This window comes from Kitasatospora sp. NPDC056181, from assembly GCF_042266225.1.
Taxonomy (GTDB): Bacteria; Actinomycetota; Actinomycetes; order Streptomycetales; family Streptomycetaceae; genus Kitasatospora.
Window position 1 is genome coordinate 22,514 of sequence record NZ_JBHJUK010000025.1, and the last position, 16,973, is coordinate 39,486.

At 74.0% G+C, this 16,973-nt stretch carries 23 protein-coding genes; 14 read left to right on the forward strand and 9 right to left on the reverse strand.

The genetic code is table 11. The annotated features are described in order from the left end of the window. The first annotated feature begins 145 nt into the window (after nt 1-145). The 9 genes from ACFC1F_RS12655 to ACFC1F_RS12695 all read left to right on the forward strand — a co-directional run bounded on the left by ACFC1F_RS12655 (nt 146) and on the right by ACFC1F_RS12695 (nt 5,870). On the forward strand, nt 146-511 hold the full coding sequence (locus ACFC1F_RS12655; protein WP_376157654.1) for an ATP-binding protein: 366 nt from the start codon (nt 146-148) through the stop codon (nt 509-511). After that, nucleotides 508-765 (forward strand): hypothetical protein, encoded by a 258-nt coding sequence (locus tag ACFC1F_RS12660; protein ID WP_376157656.1) that lies wholly within the window; start codon nt 508-510, stop codon nt 763-765. The genes ACFC1F_RS12655 and ACFC1F_RS12660 overlap by 4 nt, the downstream gene beginning before the upstream one ends. Continuing rightward, nucleotides 753-992 (forward strand): hypothetical protein, encoded by a 240-nt coding sequence (locus ACFC1F_RS12665; RefSeq protein WP_376157657.1) that lies wholly within the window; start codon nt 753-755, stop codon nt 990-992. The genes ACFC1F_RS12660 and ACFC1F_RS12665 overlap by 13 nt, the downstream gene beginning before the upstream one ends. After that, on the forward strand, nt 989-1,291 hold the full coding sequence (locus ACFC1F_RS12670; protein ID WP_209413743.1) for a hypothetical protein: 303 nt from the start codon (nt 989-991) through the stop codon (nt 1,289-1,291). The genes ACFC1F_RS12665 and ACFC1F_RS12670 overlap by 4 nt, the downstream gene beginning before the upstream one ends. 258 nt (nt 1,292-1,549) lie before the next feature. Beyond that, nucleotides 1,550-2,533 (forward strand): LAETG motif-containing sortase-dependent surface protein, encoded by a 984-nt coding sequence (locus ACFC1F_RS12675; protein WP_376157660.1) that lies wholly within the window; start codon nt 1,550-1,552, stop codon nt 2,531-2,533. Nucleotides 2,534-2,748: 215 nt separating this feature from the next. Beyond that, a complete protein-coding gene (locus ACFC1F_RS12680; RefSeq protein WP_376157661.1) occupies nt 2,749-3,369 on the forward strand; it encodes a class I SAM-dependent methyltransferase in 621 nt (206 codons plus the stop codon). Between the two features lie 379 nt (nt 3,370-3,748). Beyond that, nucleotides 3,749-4,753: an LAETG motif-containing sortase-dependent surface protein gene (locus ACFC1F_RS12685; RefSeq protein WP_376157663.1), complete on the forward strand. Its 1,005-nt coding sequence runs from the start codon at nt 3,749-3,751 to the stop codon at nt 4,751-4,753. A 143-nt stretch (nt 4,754-4,896) separates the two neighbouring features. Continuing rightward, nucleotides 4,897-5,508, forward strand: coding sequence for a HEAT repeat domain-containing protein (locus ACFC1F_RS12690; protein WP_376157665.1), 612 nt, complete (start codon nt 4,897-4,899; stop codon nt 5,506-5,508). After that, a complete protein-coding gene (locus ACFC1F_RS12695; RefSeq protein ID WP_376157667.1) occupies nt 5,502-5,870 on the forward strand; it encodes a VOC family protein in 369 nt (122 codons plus the stop codon). The genes ACFC1F_RS12690 and ACFC1F_RS12695 overlap by 7 nt, the downstream gene beginning before the upstream one ends. Before the next feature lie 31 nt (nt 5,871-5,901). On the opposite strand, the gene ACFC1F_RS12700 is transcribed toward ACFC1F_RS12695, so the two are convergent. The 6 genes from ACFC1F_RS12700 to ACFC1F_RS12725 form a co-directional block, all read right to left on the reverse strand. Then, on the reverse strand, nt 5,902-6,435 hold the full coding sequence (locus ACFC1F_RS12700) for a potassium channel family protein (RefSeq protein ID WP_376157669.1): 534 nt from the start codon (nt 6,433-6,435) through the stop codon (nt 5,902-5,904). A 66-nt stretch (nt 6,436-6,501) separates the two neighbouring features. Beyond that, complete coding sequence (locus tag ACFC1F_RS12705) at nt 6,502-7,149, reverse strand: response regulator (RefSeq protein ID WP_376157671.1); 648 nt, start codon at nt 7,147-7,149, stop codon at nt 6,502-6,504. Continuing rightward, complete coding sequence (locus ACFC1F_RS12710; protein ID WP_376157673.1) at nt 7,146-8,570, reverse strand: sensor histidine kinase; 1,425 nt, start codon at nt 8,568-8,570, stop codon at nt 7,146-7,148. The genes ACFC1F_RS12705 and ACFC1F_RS12710 overlap by 4 nt, the downstream gene beginning before the upstream one ends. A 144-nt stretch (nt 8,571-8,714) precedes the next feature. Next, nucleotides 8,715-10,280: a hypothetical protein gene (locus ACFC1F_RS12715; RefSeq protein WP_376157674.1), complete on the reverse strand. Its 1,566-nt coding sequence runs from the start codon at nt 10,278-10,280 to the stop codon at nt 8,715-8,717. A 140-nt stretch (nt 10,281-10,420) separates the two neighbouring features. Next, nucleotides 10,421-10,717 carry a Sec-independent protein translocase subunit TatA gene (gene tatA, locus ACFC1F_RS12720; RefSeq protein ID WP_209413734.1) on the reverse strand — a complete coding sequence of 99 codons (297 nt, stop codon included), beginning with the start codon at nt 10,715-10,717 and terminating at the stop codon, nt 10,421-10,423. Between the two features lie 197 nt (nt 10,718-10,914). Continuing rightward, on the reverse strand, nt 10,915-11,328 hold the full coding sequence (locus ACFC1F_RS12725; RefSeq protein WP_376157676.1) for a YidH family protein: 414 nt from the start codon (nt 11,326-11,328) through the stop codon (nt 10,915-10,917). A gap of 145 nt (nt 11,329-11,473) precedes the next feature. Here ACFC1F_RS12725 and ACFC1F_RS12730 point away from each other — a divergent pair, with 145 nt between their 5' ends. After that, nucleotides 11,474-12,322 carry a DUF3626 domain-containing protein gene (locus ACFC1F_RS12730; protein WP_376157677.1) on the forward strand — a complete coding sequence of 283 codons (849 nt, stop codon included), beginning with the start codon at nt 11,474-11,476 and terminating at the stop codon, nt 12,320-12,322. Nucleotides 12,323-12,397: 75 nt separating this feature from the next. On the opposite strand, the gene ACFC1F_RS12735 is transcribed toward ACFC1F_RS12730, so the two are convergent. Beyond that, entirely contained in the window at nt 12,398-13,036 is a 639-nt protein-coding gene (locus tag ACFC1F_RS12735) for a class I SAM-dependent methyltransferase (protein WP_376157678.1), read from the reverse strand. A gap of 73 nt (nt 13,037-13,109) precedes the next feature. Here ACFC1F_RS12735 and ACFC1F_RS12740 point away from each other — a divergent pair, with 73 nt between their 5' ends. Both ACFC1F_RS12740 and ACFC1F_RS12745 read left to right on the forward strand, forming a co-directional pair. Then, entirely contained in the window at nt 13,110-13,391 is a 282-nt protein-coding gene (locus ACFC1F_RS12740) for a type II toxin-antitoxin system Phd/YefM family antitoxin (protein WP_376157680.1), read from the forward strand. Nucleotides 13,392-13,396: 5 nt separating this feature from the next. Then, nucleotides 13,397-13,675 (forward strand): type II toxin-antitoxin system RelE/ParE family toxin, encoded by a 279-nt coding sequence (locus ACFC1F_RS12745; protein ID WP_376157682.1) that lies wholly within the window; start codon nt 13,397-13,399, stop codon nt 13,673-13,675. A gap of 84 nt (nt 13,676-13,759) precedes the next feature. Here the strand turns inward: ACFC1F_RS12745 and ACFC1F_RS12750 are convergent, their stop codons facing one another. Continuing rightward, nucleotides 13,760-15,292 (reverse strand): MFS transporter, encoded by a 1,533-nt coding sequence (locus ACFC1F_RS12750; RefSeq protein WP_376157683.1) that lies wholly within the window; start codon nt 15,290-15,292, stop codon nt 13,760-13,762. Nucleotides 15,293-15,440: 148 nt separating this feature from the next. Between ACFC1F_RS12750 and ACFC1F_RS12755 the strand changes: the two genes are divergently transcribed. Next, nucleotides 15,441-16,031: a TetR/AcrR family transcriptional regulator gene (locus ACFC1F_RS12755; protein ID WP_209413728.1), complete on the forward strand. Its 591-nt coding sequence runs from the start codon at nt 15,441-15,443 to the stop codon at nt 16,029-16,031. A 112-nt stretch (nt 16,032-16,143) separates the two neighbouring features. On the opposite strand, the gene ACFC1F_RS12760 is transcribed toward ACFC1F_RS12755, so the two are convergent. After that, on the reverse strand, nt 16,144-16,461 hold the full coding sequence (locus ACFC1F_RS12760; protein WP_376157685.1) for a cupin: 318 nt from the start codon (nt 16,459-16,461) through the stop codon (nt 16,144-16,146). Between the two features lie 150 nt (nt 16,462-16,611). On the opposite strand from ACFC1F_RS12760, the gene ACFC1F_RS12765 reads away from it, so the two are divergent. After that, nucleotides 16,612-16,881: a hypothetical protein gene (locus tag ACFC1F_RS12765; RefSeq protein ID WP_376157687.1), complete on the forward strand. Its 270-nt coding sequence runs from the start codon at nt 16,612-16,614 to the stop codon at nt 16,879-16,881. The last annotated feature ends 92 nt before the right edge of the window (nt 16,882-16,973 follow it).

Sequence of the window (16,973 nt, forward strand, 5' to 3'; positions counted from 1 at the left end):
TCCGGGGCAGTAGGCGCCTGCTGCCCGCGCACCGCAGAGCAGCCACGCGTGGCATCCACCAGCCCCGCCCTGGCCTGGCTCACGGCGACGATTCCGCCGGTGAACGCCTCACTCCACTCCACCCAGCCTCGTCCGGAGGTTCCTCATGTGTGCCTTCAACCCGCCCGACTGGTCCGCCGCCCGCGCCGAGCTGCGGGACGCGCTCGCCGCCGCGTCCTGGCCGCCGGACCTCATCCACGACGCCGAACTCGCCCTGTGCGAGCTGTACGTCAACGCCTGGCGCCACGGCGGCAGTCCGGCGCCCCTGGTCGTCGTCCTGCTGCTGAACCGGACCCTGCGGGTCTCGGTCGCCGACGACAGCCCCGACCTGCCCGAACCCCGCACCGCGGACCCCTACGAGTTGTCCGGGCGCGGGCTGCATCTCGTCCGCTCGCTCACCCACCGCTTCGGCGCCGAGGCGCGCAAGCACGGTGGCAAGGTGGTCTGGTTCGAGCTGGAGGTGGCCGCGTGACCGGCCCCCGCATCCCGCTCTCGCCCGACGACCCGCGCATGCACGACTACACCGGTGCCCACGTCACCGCCCTGCTGCGTGAACTCCACGAACGCGGCGCCGGGTTCGGCATCCAGTGGGGCTCCGCCACCACCCACCACAGCACCGTCGACGGCCGCATCCTCGTCAACTTCGGCCACGTCCCCGTCGCCACCCTCCTCAACCTCCTCCACCTGCTGTCCGACACCGGGAGGGAGCAGTCGTGGGAGTCCTGATCCCCAGGGCCGGCCAGGCCGTCCACGCCGAGCGCAGCACCGTCCACTACCTCGCCGTCGAACGCGTCCCCGACGCCGCCCTGCAGCTGCGCGCCGCCGTCGACCTCGACGTCCACGCCGCACCCGGCGAGCAGCTCGCCCTGCCGCTCACCCGCGAGCAGGCCGAGGAGCTCCTCCACGCCCTCGCCGCCCACCTCGGCCACCGCGTCATCGGCATCCGCCGATGAGAACCGGCACCGCGAGCTTCCTCGTCGGTGCGGCGTTCGCCGCCCTCCTCGCCCTCGCGATCGCCACCGTCGCCCTCGGCGTCGTCACCGCCCTCAAGGTCAACGACCAGACCCGCACCGCCGGGCCGCCGGCCCCGATCACCCGCCACGGCCGCTGGGAACTGCGCAGACTCCCCGACGGCACCCACGAATACGCCTGGATCGCCCGCCAGGCCGGCCACTACGGCCCCGAGCTCCCCCCACCACCCACCAAACCCAACCCCACCCCCGGCCGCGGCCGGCACCGCATACCCGGCTGAGCAGCCCACGCGAAGGCCCCCGCCCACCCCCGGGCGGGGGCCTCGCCGGTCCCCGGCCCCCGTGCGGTGACCGGCCTCCCCACCCCGCTGCCGGGCCGCTCGGGAAGGTTCCGAAAAAAGTTTTGAAACCACCTGCAACCCCCGGCGGGGATGCACGTCTATACGGATGAAGGCACGGAGAGCGAGACCGGCAAGGCCGGGGGGCGCTTCCGCTGGACGACAGCGGGCAGCCGGTCGTCTTCACCACACCATTCGGTCATGACCCTGGGGAGTCACGTCATGCGCAAGTCCGTTATGCCCTCGATCGCGAAGAACGTCCGCTCGATCTCCGGCCGCCGCCGCCTCGCCGCCCTCGCCGCCACCGTCGTCCTCGCCGGCTCCGTCCAGCTGATGACCGCCGAGTCCTCCTGGGCCTGCGGCGCCCCGGACGACGCGCCCGTGACCGCCCCCGCGAAGCCCGCGGCCGACAAGGAGCAGGACGCCTCCTTCGAACTGCACGGCCAGGGCGCCACGACCACCTTCGTCACCGCCGTCCCCAAGACGCTGACCGTCGGCGGCCCCAAGGTCGAGTTCGGCGTCCAGTTCTTCAACGGCACCGGCGCCGCCTACCACCGCGTCACCCCCGAGCTCGCGCTCTTCAATGCGACCGGCGCCACCCCGCGGCCCTCCCAGGTCACCATGGAGGTCCTCGACCACGGCCAGTGGAAGCGGATGGCGACCTCCAACGGCTGCGACCCCGCGGTCCACGGCGTCGCCCCGTCCTCGGTGGGCGCCCCGCTCGCCACCGGCCACGGCGTCCGCTACCAGTTCCGCATCGGACTCACCGCCGACGCGCCCAAGGGCATCGAGAAGCTGGAACTCAACGCCTGGCCGACCTACGGCAAGGGCACCGGCGCCGACATCGCCGTCGCCTACCCCAAGACGGCCCCCAAGCCCACCACCACCGCGAAGCCCACCACCACCGCGAAGCCGACCACCAAGCCCGCCCCGGCCAAGCCCGTCGAGGACAAGACCCCCGCCCCGACCACGCCCGCCCCGACCAGCACCGCCACCAAGGCCCCGGCCGCCACGCCGACCGCCACCCCCTCGGCCCCGGCCACCACCGCGCCGGCCGGCACCCCCGAGCTCGCCCACACCGGGTCCAGCTCCTCCAACGGCTTCCTCGCCGCCACCGCCGCCGCCCTCGTCGCCCTCGGAGCCGGCGCCCTGATCGCCGTGCGCCGGATGCGTCCCCAGCGCTGACCCGGAACGCACGGAAACCCGAAGGGCCCTTCTCCGCACGGCGGTGCGGAGAAGGGCCCTTCACCCATTCCGGGCTGACGGCTGGACCGACGCCGTGAGGCTCCTCGGAGGAGCCGACGCAAGGGCGGGCACGGTCTCCTCCGGGTGGACGGTCGGCCACGGGGCGTGGGCGAAAAGTGGTCGCGCTCCCGGCAGGTGCGCCGTAGCGTGCGCGCGTGAACGTTGGAGATCCAAAGGAAGTGGTCCGGCGCGGGTATGACGTGCTGTCGGAGCACTACGAGCGGGTGTTTGGCAGCGAGTCGAAATACGGTTCGTGGATCGAGGAGTTGCTCGGTCGGCTCCCCGAGACAGGCGCCGTCTTGGACGTCGGGTGCGGTACCGGGGTTCCCGTAGCCCGGTCCCTGGTCGCGGCGGGTCACCGCGTGACGGGCGTCGACATCAGCGAGGTCCAGATCCGCAGGGCCAGAGAGCTTGTGCCTGACGCCGACTTCATCCGGGCTGATGCCACGACCTTGGAGCTCCCCCGGGGCAGCTTCGACGCCGTCGTCTGCCTGTACGCCCTGATCCATGTTCCGGTGGAGGAGCAGCCCGCCCTGCTGGAGCGGATCGCTTCCTGGCTGCGGCCGGGAGGCTGGTTCCTGAGCACCACCGGGCATCGGGCTTGGACCGGGACCGATGAGAACTGGCTCGGCGGCGGGGCCGCAATGTGGTGGAGTCACGCCGACGCCGGTACGAACCGCGCATGGCTCGTGCAAGCCGGCTTTGACGTGGTCCACGAGGAGTTCGTACCCGAGGGCGACAGCGGCCACGTCCTGTTCTGGGCTCGGGCGCGCTGAGGCGTGACAGCGACAGGCCGAACGACATGTGCGAGCCGTCGATCACCGCCCGCGACCAGTCCGGCTCACCGGCCCGGTGCACAGCCCCGCTCGACCTCCATGCGCCGGCCCTGTCCACCCTTGAGCGGCCCATGTGAAGGCCCCCGCCCACCTCGGGCGGGGGCCTCGCCAGTCTCCAGGCCCGGTGGTCACTGGCCTCCCGCACCCCTTGCCGGGCCGCCCGGGAAGGTTCCGAAAAAAGTTTTGAAACCACCTGCAACCCCCGGCGGGGATGCGCGTCTATACGGATGAAGGCACGGAGAGCGAGACCGGCAAGGCCGGGGGGCGCTTCCGCTGGACGACAGCGGGCAGCCGGTCGTCTTCACCACACCATTCGGTCATGACCCTGGGGAGTCACGTCATGCGCAAGTCCGTTATGCCCTCGATCGCGAAGAACGTCCGCTCGATCTCCGGCCGCCGCAGTCTCGCCACCCTCGCCGCCACCGTCGTCCTCGCCGGCTCCGTCCAGCTGATGACCGCCGAGAGCTCCTGGGCCTGCGGGGACGGCCCCCAGTCGAAGGCCGCCGCCGAGGCCAAGCCCGTCACCCCCGCCTCCGCGCACAAGGGCAACCTTGAGGCCGGATTCCACATGACGCCGGACGGGCAGACCATCACGGCCGGCGGTGCGAAGGTCGAGGTCGGCGTCGGGGTCACCAACTTCACCGGCGCGCCGTACGAGAACGTCGCCCCCATGATCGCGCTGTACAACGAGAAGGGCAGCAACCGGCTTGAGGACTTCACGGTCGAGGAGGCCATCCCGGGCGGCGGCTGGAAGAAGCTGACCCTCCGCCACGGCTGCGACCCGGTGATCCACGCGGACACCACCGGCTACAAGCAGAAGAGCCTCGCCGACGGGCGGGCCGCCAACTTCGGCTTCCGCATCTCCGTTTCCGCGAACGCCGCCGCGGACCTGAACGAACTCCAGATCTTCATCGGCGGCAAGGCCGACGGCTTCCCCATGGGCAACGGAGAGTCCCACACCTTCAAGGTGGTGCACCCCACCAGCGCCAAGCCCACCGCCAAGCCCACCGCCACCGCGAAGCCGACCGCGAAGCCGACCGCCACGGCGAAGCCGACCACCAAGCCCGCCCCGGCCAAGCCCGTCGAGGACAAGACCCCCGCCCCGACCACGCCCGCCCCGACCAGCACCGCCACCAAGGCCCCGGCCGCGACGCCGACCGTCACCCCCTCGGCTCCCGCGACGACCGCGCCGGTCGGCACTCCCGAGCTCGCCCACACCGGGTCCAGCTCCTCCAACGGTTTCCTCGCCGCCTCCGCCGCCGCCCTCGTGGCCCTCGGCGCCGGCGCCCTGATCGCCGTGCGCCGGCTGCGTCCCCAGCGCTGACCGGCACGCACGGAACCCGAAGGGGCCCAACTTCGCACGGCGGTGCGAAGAAGGGCCCCTTCACCGTTCCCGGACCGACCCCGGATCAGTCACCGACCGAGCGACTCCCCGGAGCCGCGCAAACTCCTGGCTACGCTGGGGTGATGAGCCACACGCCCACCGCCCCGGGAGCCGGCGGTCCGTCCTGGCCCCCCGGCCGCCGTGGCAGCCGGGGGCCGACGCGCGGTCCGGCCCGGCCGGCCGCCGCGCCGGAGGACCGACTCATCGCGCGGTTCCGCACCCTCCCGGCCGGGAGCGACGACAAGGTCAGGATCGTCGCCGCGCTGGCCGAGGCCGCCACCGCGACCCCCGCCGTCGCCGCCTTCCTCGCCTCCGTCCTCGCCGACCCCGCCGAGGACGGGCCCGCCCGCGTGGAGTGCGCGACCGCCCTCCGCCTCCACTCGCCGGGCGGCCCGGCAGCCCGGCGAGCGGTCGCCGCAGCGCTCCTCGCCGCGCTGGCCGACCCCGGCGACGACCTCCTCCGCCGGCACGCCGCGACGGCTCTCGGCCCCTACACCGACGACCCGGCCGTCGACCGGGCCCTGATCGCGGCGGTCACCCGCGACGACGACCCCCTCGTCCGGGGCAACGCGCTCGCCGCCCTCCAGGACGCCGGGCCGTCTCCGGAACGGATCGATGTGCTCACGGCGTTGACGCAGGACGCCACCCTCGGCGGCGAGGCCGCCCGCATCCTCGGAAAGTGGGGAACATGCTGACCATCGGCTCCGTCGTCCTCGGCGTCGACGACGTCCGCCGCGCCGTCGCCTTCTGGACGGCCGCGCTCGGCTACGTGCCGCGCGACGCGGTCGGCGACGACTGGGTGGTCCTCGTCCCCGCGAACGGCCCCGGCGTGCAGGTGGCGCTCGGCCGCAGCACGTCGCCGGTGCAGGACCACCCGCGCGTCCACCTCGACCTCTACGCGCGCGACGCCGCCGACCAGGCCGCCGAGGTCGAACGCCTGGTCGCCCTCGGTGCCCGGCACGTCGACTGGGACAGCTACCCGCAGGACCCGGACTTCGTCGTCCTCGCCGACCCCTCCGGCAACCGCTTCTGCGTCATCGACGCCGGCCGGACCTGACGCCGGGGCGGAGGGCCGGCCGCCGTGCCCGCTAACCGCGCCGGCGGACCCGGCTTTCGAGGCCGCTGCGGACCTGGCGGCTCAGCGCCCCGGCCGCCGCCGCGAGGAAGACGAAGTTGTACGCGATCTGCAGCATCACCACCAGCCGGGGCGCCTGGCCGGACGGGGTGATGTCGCCGTAGCCGACCGTCGCCATCGTGACGACGGTGAAGTAGAGCGAGTCCAGCCGGGTGTTGAGCCCGACGAACTCGTCGGGCTGGGCGCCGAGGACGTAGTAGGTGCTCGCGAAGACGGTCAGGACGAGGCAGATCAGGAAGATGATCCACACTCCTGGATGGCGGCCGGTGCCGACCAGGATGTCGATCATCCGGGCCATCAGGATCCAGGTCATGCCGATCATGACGGCCGCGAAGACCAGCCAGCTGACCAGCGGCCGGTCCTCGCCGAAGTACCGCAGCGGCAGGGTGAAGTACGCGATCATCAGCGCGGTGAACGACCCCAGCAGCAGGCACCAGGCCCGCAGGTCGATGCGGTCCCGGGGCGGCGGGGGCTGGTCGTCGGACATCCCGTTCAGCCTCCGGCCCCGCCCCGGGCCGCGCCCGCCGGGCTGCTCCGTCCGGGGCGGGCGGCCTCAGCCCGCCAGGCCCTGTTGGATCGCCAGCACCGCCAGCCGGACCCGGTTGGGGCTGCCGGTCTTGGCCATCAGGTTGGAGACGTGGGTCTTCACCGTGGTCACGCCCAGGTGCATCCGCTCGGCGATCTCGATGTTCGAGAGCCCGCCGGCGATGTGCCGCAACACCTCGTGCTCGCGCCCGGTGATGCCGCCCACCGGCTGCCGGCGGCCGTCCTCGCCGGTCCAGTCGGACGCGGCGCGGGCGACGACCCGCCGCAGCACGGCCGGGCTGTACGGGCTCTCACCGGCCGCCGCCCGCCGGACGGCGTCGAGGACGGCGGCGGGCTCGACGTCCTTGGCGAGGAAGCCGCAGGCGCCGGCGGCGAGGGCCGGGTAGAGACGGTCGTCGTCGTCGAAGGTGGTGAGGACGACGATCCGGGCGGAGGGCAGCAGACGGTTCAGCTCCCGGGTGGCGGCGATGCCGTCGGTGCCGGGCATGTGGAGGTCCATCAGGACGACGTCGGGGCGCAGCCGCAGGGCCAGCTCGACGGCCTGCGCGCCGTCCGCGGCCTCGCCGGCGACGGCCAGGTCCTCGGTGGACTCGCAGAGCATCCGCACGCCGGCCCGGACGAGCTGCTGGTCGTCGACGATCAGGACGCCGATCACGCGGCACCCCCGTACGCCTTCGCGGCCGCCCCCTCGGCGCCGGCCGTCCGAGCGCCCACCGCCTCCGAAGCGGTGACCGGGCCCGGAGCGCCCACCGCCTCCGGTCCTCCGGGCGAAGCCGGCCCGGAGACCGCCCCCGGCCCCGAGACCGCCGCCCGTACGGCGAACGCCCCCGGGACGGCCGGTGCGCCCCCGCCGGCCGTCAGCGGCCAGGACGCCGCGAGGCGCCAGCCGCCGGGCACCGGCCCGGCCTCGACCGTCCCGCCGACCAGGGCCACCCGCTCGCGCATGCCGAGCAGCCCGTGGCCGCCGCCGACACCGCCGGGGGCGGCGTGGTGCTCCCCGGCCAGCTCGTTCTCCAGCTCCAGTCGCACGCGCTCCCCTTCCGTGGTGACCTCCGTCGTGGCCCGCAGCCGGACCCTCGCCCCCGCGCCCGCGTGCCGGGCGACGTTGGCCAGGCCCTCCTGAACCAGCCGCAGCACCGTCAGCCCGCCGATCGCGTCCAGCTCGCCGAGCCGCCCGCCGATGTCGGCGTCGATCCGGAGGCCGGCCCGCCGGGAGCGCTCGACCACCCCGTGGACGGCGGCGGGCAGGTCGGTGGTCTCGGCCAGCAGCGGGGCCAGGTGCTCCGCGTCGGGCTCGCGCAGGGCCGCGAGCAGCCGCCGCAGGTCGGCGAGGGCGGTGGCGGCGCCCGCGTGCACGTCGTCCAGGACGGCGGCCAGCCGCGGGTCGGTGCCGGGCAGGACGTGCCGGGCGACGCCGACCCTGAGCACCGTCGAGGCCAGGTGGTGGGCGACCATGTCGTGCAACTCGCGGGCGATCGCCGCACGTTCGCCCATCCGGGCGCCCCACTCGGCGAGGTCGCGGCTGTGCTCGGCCTCGCGGGCCCGCTCCTGGGCCGTCCTCGCCGCCTGCTCGGCCGACCGGAGGTAGCCGGCGAGCAGCACCGGGACGCCGCCGACCACCGCCGCCCGGTAGAGCGCGCCCGGGACGCGGCACAGCAGCTCGGACCCGAGCGGGCCGGACCAGAGCGGCCCGGAGCCCGACAGCCCCGACCACGGCAGTCCCGACCAGGCGGCGGCCAGCTGGGCGGCGGCCAGGGCGGCGCCGGCGACGGCGGTCGGCGCGCCCCAGCGGCGCAGGGCCAGTTCGAAGAAGGCGGCGGCCACGCCGGCCTTGACCTCGACGTGCACGTGGGCGGCGGCCGGGGCGACGGTGAGCGCCAGCAGCGTGCACTGCCCGAGCGCGACCGCCAGCGGCCACCGGCCGCCGAGCGCGGCCAGGACCAGGGCGCCGAGGCCGATCGCCCAGCCGCCCGCGCCCAGCTCCGCCGGGCGGCCCATCAGCAGCAGGTACCCGAGCCCGGACGCCACCAGGGCGGGCCGCAGCAGCCGCAGGCCCCACCACCGTGTTCCCGTCATGCTGTCGAGACTAGGGTCGGGCCGGCCCGGGCTGATCGTCCCTCAGGGTGAGAACGGGCCTCCTCCTTCAGGCCGGTCGGCGCGGTCCGGTCGGCGCGGTCCGGTCCGCGCGCCGACCGGGCGACGACCCGGGCGGACCCGGCGTCAATGGGCCGGCTGCTGGCCCCCGTCGGGTTCGTCCAGGAACTCCAGGATCGCCAGCACCACCACGAGGACCAGCCCGATGATGAGCAGGACCAGTGGTGTCGGGTAGCTCCAGAGCACGAACACCACCGCCGCGGCCACGACCGAACCCCACGCGAGCCAGGACTTCCTGTGGTGGACGAAGCGGCCGACCGCGCCGAGCCGCAGCCCGGCGCCCTCCGCGGCGTGCCGCGTCCCGCCGAGGCCGGCCCGCCACATGCCGCGGACCGCTCCGGCCCGCCGCCCGGCGCCGCTGATCCAGGCGCCGAGCGCCACCAGCAGGCCGAGCACGACCACCACCCGGACGGCCGAGCGCAGGTACCGGACCAGCGTGTCGTACAGCGCTCCGGCGGCCGCCTGGTCCACCCCGTCCGGGAGCTTGTCCAGGTAGATGGCCCGGAAGGCGGTGAGTCCGATGCCCAGCACCAGGGCGCCGGCGGCCATGAGCAGCGCCGCGGTGACGGCCGCCCGGCGCCGACGCACCGCCAGCAGCACGGCGGCGATGGCCAGGAGCACGGTGAGGACGGGCAGCCAGAAGCCGATCAGGTCGAGCAGCCGGAAGGCCGTGCGGACCTTGGGGATGGCGTCCGACTTCACCAGCGTGAAGTCGGTGTGGATCTGGGGGATCTTCGCCGCGACCGTCAGCCCGTTGTCCACCAGCCGGGTCTTCACCTGGTCGATCACCGGGGCGAGGTCGAGCACCACGGTGTTGTTCTTGATCTGGACAGCGCCGCCGCCCTCGCCGGTCAGCATCTTGTCGATCGCCGCGTGGGCCTGCCGGTTGACGGTGGTCCAGATGGTGGCGAACGCGTCGCTCTGCACCAGCCGTTCGACCTGCCCGTGCACGAAGCCGGTGAGCCCGCTGGTCAGCGGTCCGCTGAGCTTGGAGATCAGGGCGTCCAGCTTGGGCCGGTCCTCGGGGGCGATGTCCGACAGCAGGGACTCGACCGGGATCTGCTTCATGATCTCGTCCGTCACCCGGTTGGTGACGGCCGCCTGGATGGCGGGGTCCTTGGCGAGCGGCGCCATCATGGCGACGTAGCGGTCGGTGTCGGTGATCGTGGACTTTGTCCAGGAGGCGACCAGGCTCAGCGGCGTCAGGACGAAGACGACCAGCACCAGCAGGACCGCGAAGAAGGAGCGGACCCGGTGGTGGGCGGGCGGTCGCGCCTTCAGCTCCGCTGCCAGCCGGGCGTCGTGGGCCTCCACGGCGGCGAGGCGGGCGCGCAGGTCGGCCAGTTGGTCGGCGTGCGGCTGCTCGGGGCCGGGGGCGGGCTGCGCGGCGGTCGGTTGCTCGGCGCCCGGGGCGGGTTGCGCGGCGGTCGGTTGCTCGGCGCCCGGGGCGGGTTGCGCGGCGGTCGGCTGCTCGGCGCCGGAGGGTGGCTGCTCGGCGCCGGAGGGAGGCTGCGCGGCCGGCGGCTGGTCGGTCGGGCCTGCCGACGGCTGGTCGTCGGGCCCGGGTCGGCCGGGCGGCCCGGCCGGTTGGTCGGGGGGCTCGGTCGGCTGGTCCGGGTCGTTGATCGGCATCCCGCACTCCGTTTCTCCGGTCGATGCAAACCAGGAGATAACGGATCAAAACCGACAGCCAGTCGAGATTGCTGCGGTCGGCCCAGAACACGACGAAGCCCCCGCCGTTCGGGCGGGGGCTTCGTCAGGAGAGCGGGGGCTCAGGCCGTGGTGGACCGGGGGGTCTCGGTGGCCTTGGTGATGTTGGTCGGCGTGACGGCCGGGCGGGCCTGCTCGGCGGCCGGCTGCTGCGGGGCCGCGGTGCTCTGCGCGGTGCCCTGGGCGGCCGCGTCGGCGGGGACGTCGTCCTCGCGCAGGGCCTTGGTCTCCGCCTTCAGGATGCGCATGGACTTGCCGAGGCCGCGCGCCATCTCCGGCAGCTTCTTCGAACCGAACAGCAGGACAACGACAGCCAGCACCACCAGGAGGTGCCAGGGCTCAAGACCGTTCCGCAGCATCCCTGGCCACCGGTCCCTTCTCTCTAGAGTCACAGGAGGGCAAAGCGCCCGACCTGGCCAGTATGCCTGGCCGTGGCGGCGAACGTATACACCGGCCGGGAAACGCTGGTCAAAAACCAGATGTTGTGCGGGCGACCCTTCGAAAGTGGTCTAGACCACTAAGGGTCTGGGTCGCCGGCCCCGGATCGCCCGGGGCCTCAGCCGGAGTACCCGACGATCAGACCACAGAACACGGCGGCCACCACCGCCACCCCCACCGACAGCACCAGCAGGACATGCGTCCGCGGCAGCGGCGCCCCGGCCCGCATCGCCTCCTCCACCCGCGCCCACCTCCGGTACGCCGTCACCCCGAGCAGCGCGCCGCCGAGCGCGCAGACCACGGCCAGCGCGATCCGCAGCGGCCCGGGGGCGACGTCGGGGGTGAGCTGGTCCACGGCGATCCCGCCCGCGAGCAGGCCGAGCGCGGTGCGGATCCAGGCGAGGAAGGTCCGCTCGTTGGCCAGCGTGAAGCGGTAGTCCGGCTCGTCACCGCCGGCGCCCTGCCCGCTCGGCCCGTCCTGCCACCCGTCCGGGTCGCGATCCGGGCCGGGCTCCGGTTCCAACGGCGGCATCGGCCCTCCAGCTCCGCCCGGCGTTGCCGTCGACCCTAGGCGCGGACGCCCGGCCGCGCAGCCCGGGAGCCGGCCCGGCCCCCGTCACCCGGCCCCGGCCGGAACCCGGATGCGGCGCAGGGCCTTCGTCCGCGACACTGCCGCGATGACCACCGACACGCGCCGCACCGCCCAGGAACTCGCCCTCCGGCACGTCGCCGCCCTCGCCTCCGGGCCGCCGCTCGACCCCGGCCTGCGCGTCACCCTCAACTTCCACCCCGACCGGGTCTCCGGGGGCCGGCCGATCCTGGAGGCGCTCGCCGACGACGGGGTCTACCGCTCCCAGTTCGTCACCGGCACCAGCAACGGCGGCCTCACCGCCCACCCCGGCGGCGACCGCTGGCACTGGGAGAGCCGCATCTTCGGCGGCGCCTACGACGACGCGCCCGCCGAGGAACGCCCGGTGTACGGGGCGCTCAACTTCCGCCGCAAGCCGCTCGGCGGGGCGCCGCGCTTCGGCTCGGCCCATTTCCGGCTGGCTGGACCGGCCCTCGCCCGGGTCACCTTCTGCTACCCCGACAGCTTCCTCGAACCGTCCGACTTCGGCGTCGCCGACCGGAACGGCCTCGTCCCGCTCGCCGAAGCCGACGACGCCGACGCCCTCGACGACTACATCGAGGCCCAGGTGCACGGCGAGGTCCGGCTCGACCGCGACGTCGAGGCGCTCGTTCTCGACCCGAGCCACCGCGGCACCCCCGTCGAGGAACAGGCCCGCCGCCTCCCCTGCCCGGTCGAGTGGCACCCCGGGGTCCGCCTGAGCACGGACGAGCTGCGCCGCCACCCCGACTACCGCGGCCCCGAGTACGTCGCCCTCGGCCTCGCCGTGGCCGAGGACGGCCACCTCGACCCGCGCATCCTCGGCGACGCCGTCCGCACCGGCCGGTACGACCCGCAGGACCTCAAGAAGGTCTGGCACTACCTCGCCCGTTTCGGCTCGGCCGCTCCGACCGGCTGACGTCCGCCGGCGGCCCCGTCCGGCGCTGTCCGGCACTGTCCGGCTCCGGCCGACACCGGCCGGAGTCGGTGGGCGTCAGTCCCGGCGGGCCAGCAGGTAGCCGCGGCGGGTCTGCGCCTCCTCCGGGTACGCCTCCCGCTCCAGGCGCGCCCCGACGGTGAAGCCGGCCTCCGCCAACAGGCCGGCGACCGTTTCGAGCTCCTGGAAGTGGAAGTCCACGTCCACCTGGTGCCCCCACCACTCGTCCAGCCGGCGGACCTCGGTGCCGAGGTGGAACGCGACCAGCAGGGTGCCGGACGGCTGGAGCACCCGCCGCATCTCGGCGAACGCGGGCAGCAGCTCGGCCGGTTCGAGGTGGATCACCGAGTAGAGGGCGACCGCGGCGGCGAACTCCCCGTCCGCCGCGGGCAGCCGCAGCAGGTCCCCCTCGCGGAACTCCGCCCCCGGGTGCTCCCGCCGCGCCAGCTCCACCATCACCGGTGACAGGTCGACCCCCACCACCTTCGCCCCGCGCCCCGCCAGCCACCCCGCCACGTGCCCCGGCCCGCACCCCAGATCCGCCACCACCCCGCCGGCGGCCGCCTCCTCCACCACCCCGAGCAGCGCCCGGTCCAGCACCTTGAACGCCAGCTCGCCCCCCACCCGCTCCTGGTACTCCTCCGCGACGACGTCATAACTCGCCCGCACCCGGCCGTGGTCAGCACTGTTCGACATGCGGGCAGCCTGCCAGGCGTTCCTGCGGCGGTGGCAGGGTTCTCGGAAGATGTACATGTACTACATTGGTGACATGACTGAGCCGGTAGTCGAATCCATGGCAGAGGTCCGCAGCCATCTGGCGGACGTCATCGACCGCGCGAGGAGGGACGAGACTCCGACGATCATCACGCGACGCGGCAGGCAGGAGGCCGTGGTGATCGACATCGCCGAGTACCGGCGTCTGCGGCAGCTGGCGGAGTCCGCCGAGGAGGCGTGGCTCAACCGCCTGGCCGACGAGGCGGAGGCCGAGGGCGTCGAAGGAGCGGTCTCGCTCGAAGAAATGGCCGCCATGCTCCGCAGCCACCACGGCTGACCGCGGTGGGGTACGTCACGAGGTTCACGCCGCACGCGCAGCGCGACATGCTCAAGATCCCCCGGCCGGACGCGGTGCGGCTCCTCCACCGGCTTGCCGAACTCCAGCGCGCCCTGGACGGGGGCGACACCTCCGGGTTCGACCTCAAGGCGTTCCAGGGCCACAGTGCACGGTGGCGGCTGCGGGTGGGCGACTACCGGGCCGTGTACACGGTCGAGGACGGGCAGTTGATCGTGTGGGTCCTGGCCCTGGGGAACCGACGGGACGTCTACCGCGGGGCGTAGTCCCGTGGACGTGCGAGAGCCCCCATCCCGGGACGGCAGGCGGCCGGGGTGGGGGCTCTTGATGACGCGCGGGGCGGGGCGGGGTCAGGCGGTGGGCTCGGCGGTGCGGGCCGGGAGGTGGGACATCAGGCGGTAGGCGAGGAGGGCGGCGCCGACCGCGAAGACCAGGCCGACCACGGCGGCGACGTGCAGGCCCTCGGTGAAGGCGGCGCGGGCGGTGTCGAGCAGCTCGGTGCCGAGCCGGCCGGGCAGGCCCGCCGCGACGGTGACCGCGCCGCCGAGGGTGTCCTGTGCGGCGTGGGCGGCCTCGCCGTCGAGGCCGGCCGGCAGGGCGCCGTCGAGCCGGAAGCGGTAGACGGCGGCGCCGGTCGCGCCGAGCAGGGCGATGCCGAGGGAGCTGCCGAGTTCGACGGCGGTCTCGGAGGTGGCGGAGGCGGCGCCGGCCCGCTCGGCCGGGGCGGCGGAGACCACCATCTCGGCGGTGAGGGTCATGGTGCCGACGGTGCCGGCGGCCAGGACGCCCGCCGCGGTGAGGATGAGGGCGAGCGGGGAGTCCGCGCCGACCTGGGTCATCATCGCGAATCCGGCCGCGCCGATCAGGAAGCCGCCGGCCATCATCACCGCGGGCCGGATCTTCCCGGCGAGCGCCGAGCTGAGGCCGACCGCGGCGCCGACGCCCACGCTGGGGACGAGCGACCAGAGCGAGGCGGTCAGCGGGCTCATGCCCTTGACCAGCTGGAGGTACTGCGAGGTGAAGAGGGTGAAGCCCATCATCGCGAACATGGCGATGGAGTTGACGCTGATCGCCCCGCTGAAGGCGCGGATCCTGAACAGGCTCAGGTCGAGCAGCGGGTTGGCGGCGGTGCGCTGGCGCCGGACGAAGGCGGCGGCGAACAGCAGGCCGACCGGGACGGCCAGCGCGGGGAGCAGGCTCCAGCCGTCGACGGCGAGGGTCTTGACGCCGTAGACCAGCGGCAGGATCGAGGCCAGCGAGAGACCGGCACCGAGCAGGTCGAAGCGGCCGCTCTGCGGGGAGCGGTACTCGGGCAGCAGCAGCGGGGCGGTGACCAGGAGCAGCGCCATGACCGGGATGGCGATCAGGAAGACCGAGCCCCACCAGAAGTGGTCCAGCAGGAGCCCGCCGACGACGGGCCCGAGGGTGGCACCGGTGGTGAGGACGCCGCCCCAGGCGCTGAGGGCGATCTGCCGCTGCCGGGCGTCGTGGAACATGTTGCGGATCAGCGCGAGCGTCGAGGGCATCACCGTCGCCCCGGCGGCGCCCAGCACGGCGCGGGCGGCTATCAGCTGGCCCGCGCCGTCGGCGTAGGCGGCGAGCAGGGAGGCGCCGATGAAGCCGGCGGCGCCGGTCATCAGCAGCCGGCGGCGGCCGATCCGGTCGCCCAGCGAGCCCATCGTGATCAGCAGGCCGGCCAGCAGGAACGAGTACATGTCCATGATCCACAGCTGCTCGGTGCCGCTCGGCGCCAGCGTGGTGGAGATGTACGGGACGGCGAAGAAGAGCACGCCCATGTCCATGGTCAGGACGAGGGTCGGGAGCAGGAGGACGGCCAGGCCGATCCAAGCGCGACGGCCTGCGCGGCCGGTGGTTGCGGTCATGGGGAAGACAGTAGAGGCGCCTCGCACGTTTGTCTAGAACGACTGTCTGACTCATGTGTCTGACTCGATTGTCTGGCGCATGCGTCCAAATCAACGTGCAAGACGAACGTGCAAGACATGTGTCTGGATTGACCGTAACATTGGGACCATGGGAAATCGTGAAGACCTGCTCGCCGGCGCCAAGCGCTGCCTGCTGGACAAGGGTTACGGGCGGACCACCGCCCGGGACATCGCCAACGCCTCGGGCGTCAGCCTGGCCGCCATCGGCTACCACTTCGGCTCCAAGGAGTCGCTGCTCGACGCGGCGCTGATCGAGGCCATGGGGGAGTGGGGCAGCACCCTGGGCGCCGTCGTGGAGCGGGCCTACGCCCTCTCCGAGGACCCCGAGGAGCGGTTCGTCGCGGTCTGGGACGGCGTGAAGGAGACCTTCGCCGAACACCGCGGCCTCTGGACCGCGCAGTTCGAGGCGATGCTCCAGACCGAGCGGGCGCCCCAGCTCCAGGAGGCGCTCGCGAGTGCGCAGAAGGAGGGCCGGCTCGGTCTCTCCGCCCTCTTCCAGGGGCTCGAAGAGGTGCCGGACACAGAGGAGGAGCTCGCCCGCGGCATGTTCTACCAGGCGCTGCTCGTCGGCCTGGTCGGCCAGTGGCTGGCCGCGCCCGAGCTGTCGCCGACCGGGCGGGACTTCCTGCGCGGCCTGCGGCTGGTCGACGACACCCTGGTGAGGCCGGCGGTGTCGTAACCGCCGGTGCCGTGATCGGTGCCGTTCGGTGCCGGTGTCGTTCGGGTCGTGCGGTGATTCCGCACGCCCGGACCGGCGTGCGGTGGACCGTGTGCCGGGCCCGTGCGCGGGCCTACACGGTCACCGCGGTCAGCAGCACCACCGAGTCGACGTGGGCCAGCAGTCCGTGCCGTTCCTGCGGCACCGGGTGCAGCTGGCCCGCCGACAGCTCCTGGAGCCGGCCGGCGATGGTCAGCGAGACCCGGCCGTGCAGCACCTGGAGGGAGGCGGCGGCGGGCGCGTTGTGCTCGTCCAGCGAGGTGCCCGCGGTCAGCGCGATCACGGTCTGCCGCAGCACGCCGTCGTGCAGCACCAGGTGCGAGCTGCGCCCGTGCGGGCTCTCGGCCGCCCGGGCCGCGTGCTCCACGGCGACTTGTTCGAGATCGACCATCGCGCGTCCTCCAGGGCCGGCCGGCCGGGGCCCTCGCGGCGGCCCCTCCGGCCCAGCGTCGCGGACGCGGTCGGCTCCCGCACCCGGAGGGATCCCGCGTGCGGAGGAGTTCGGCGTGCGAGGGCCGCCGAGTGCACCGATGGTGGATGCATGGCGACCAACGAGAGTTTCTTCAACGGATTCCAGCTCAACCGCCCGCTGCTGGCCGGCGGCGCCGTGCTCACGGGCATCGGCGCGCTGCTCAGCGTGGCCGGGACGGCGATGGTGTGTGCGGCACTGGCCACGGCCGGCCGCAACTGGATGCGGAGCATGGACACCCCACCGTCGGCTCTGGCCCAGAAGGCCATCCACGACGCGAAGGTGGCCTCGGCGGCGGGGTGGGAGGCATGGCGCGCCGAGCACGCCGCGTCCCCCAACTGACCGGCCGTGGGCGGGGCGCCCGGGGGGCGGGCCCCCCCCGCCCGGCCCCGCGGGCGCCGCCCCCCCCGCACCCGGCGGCCGCCCCGCCCACC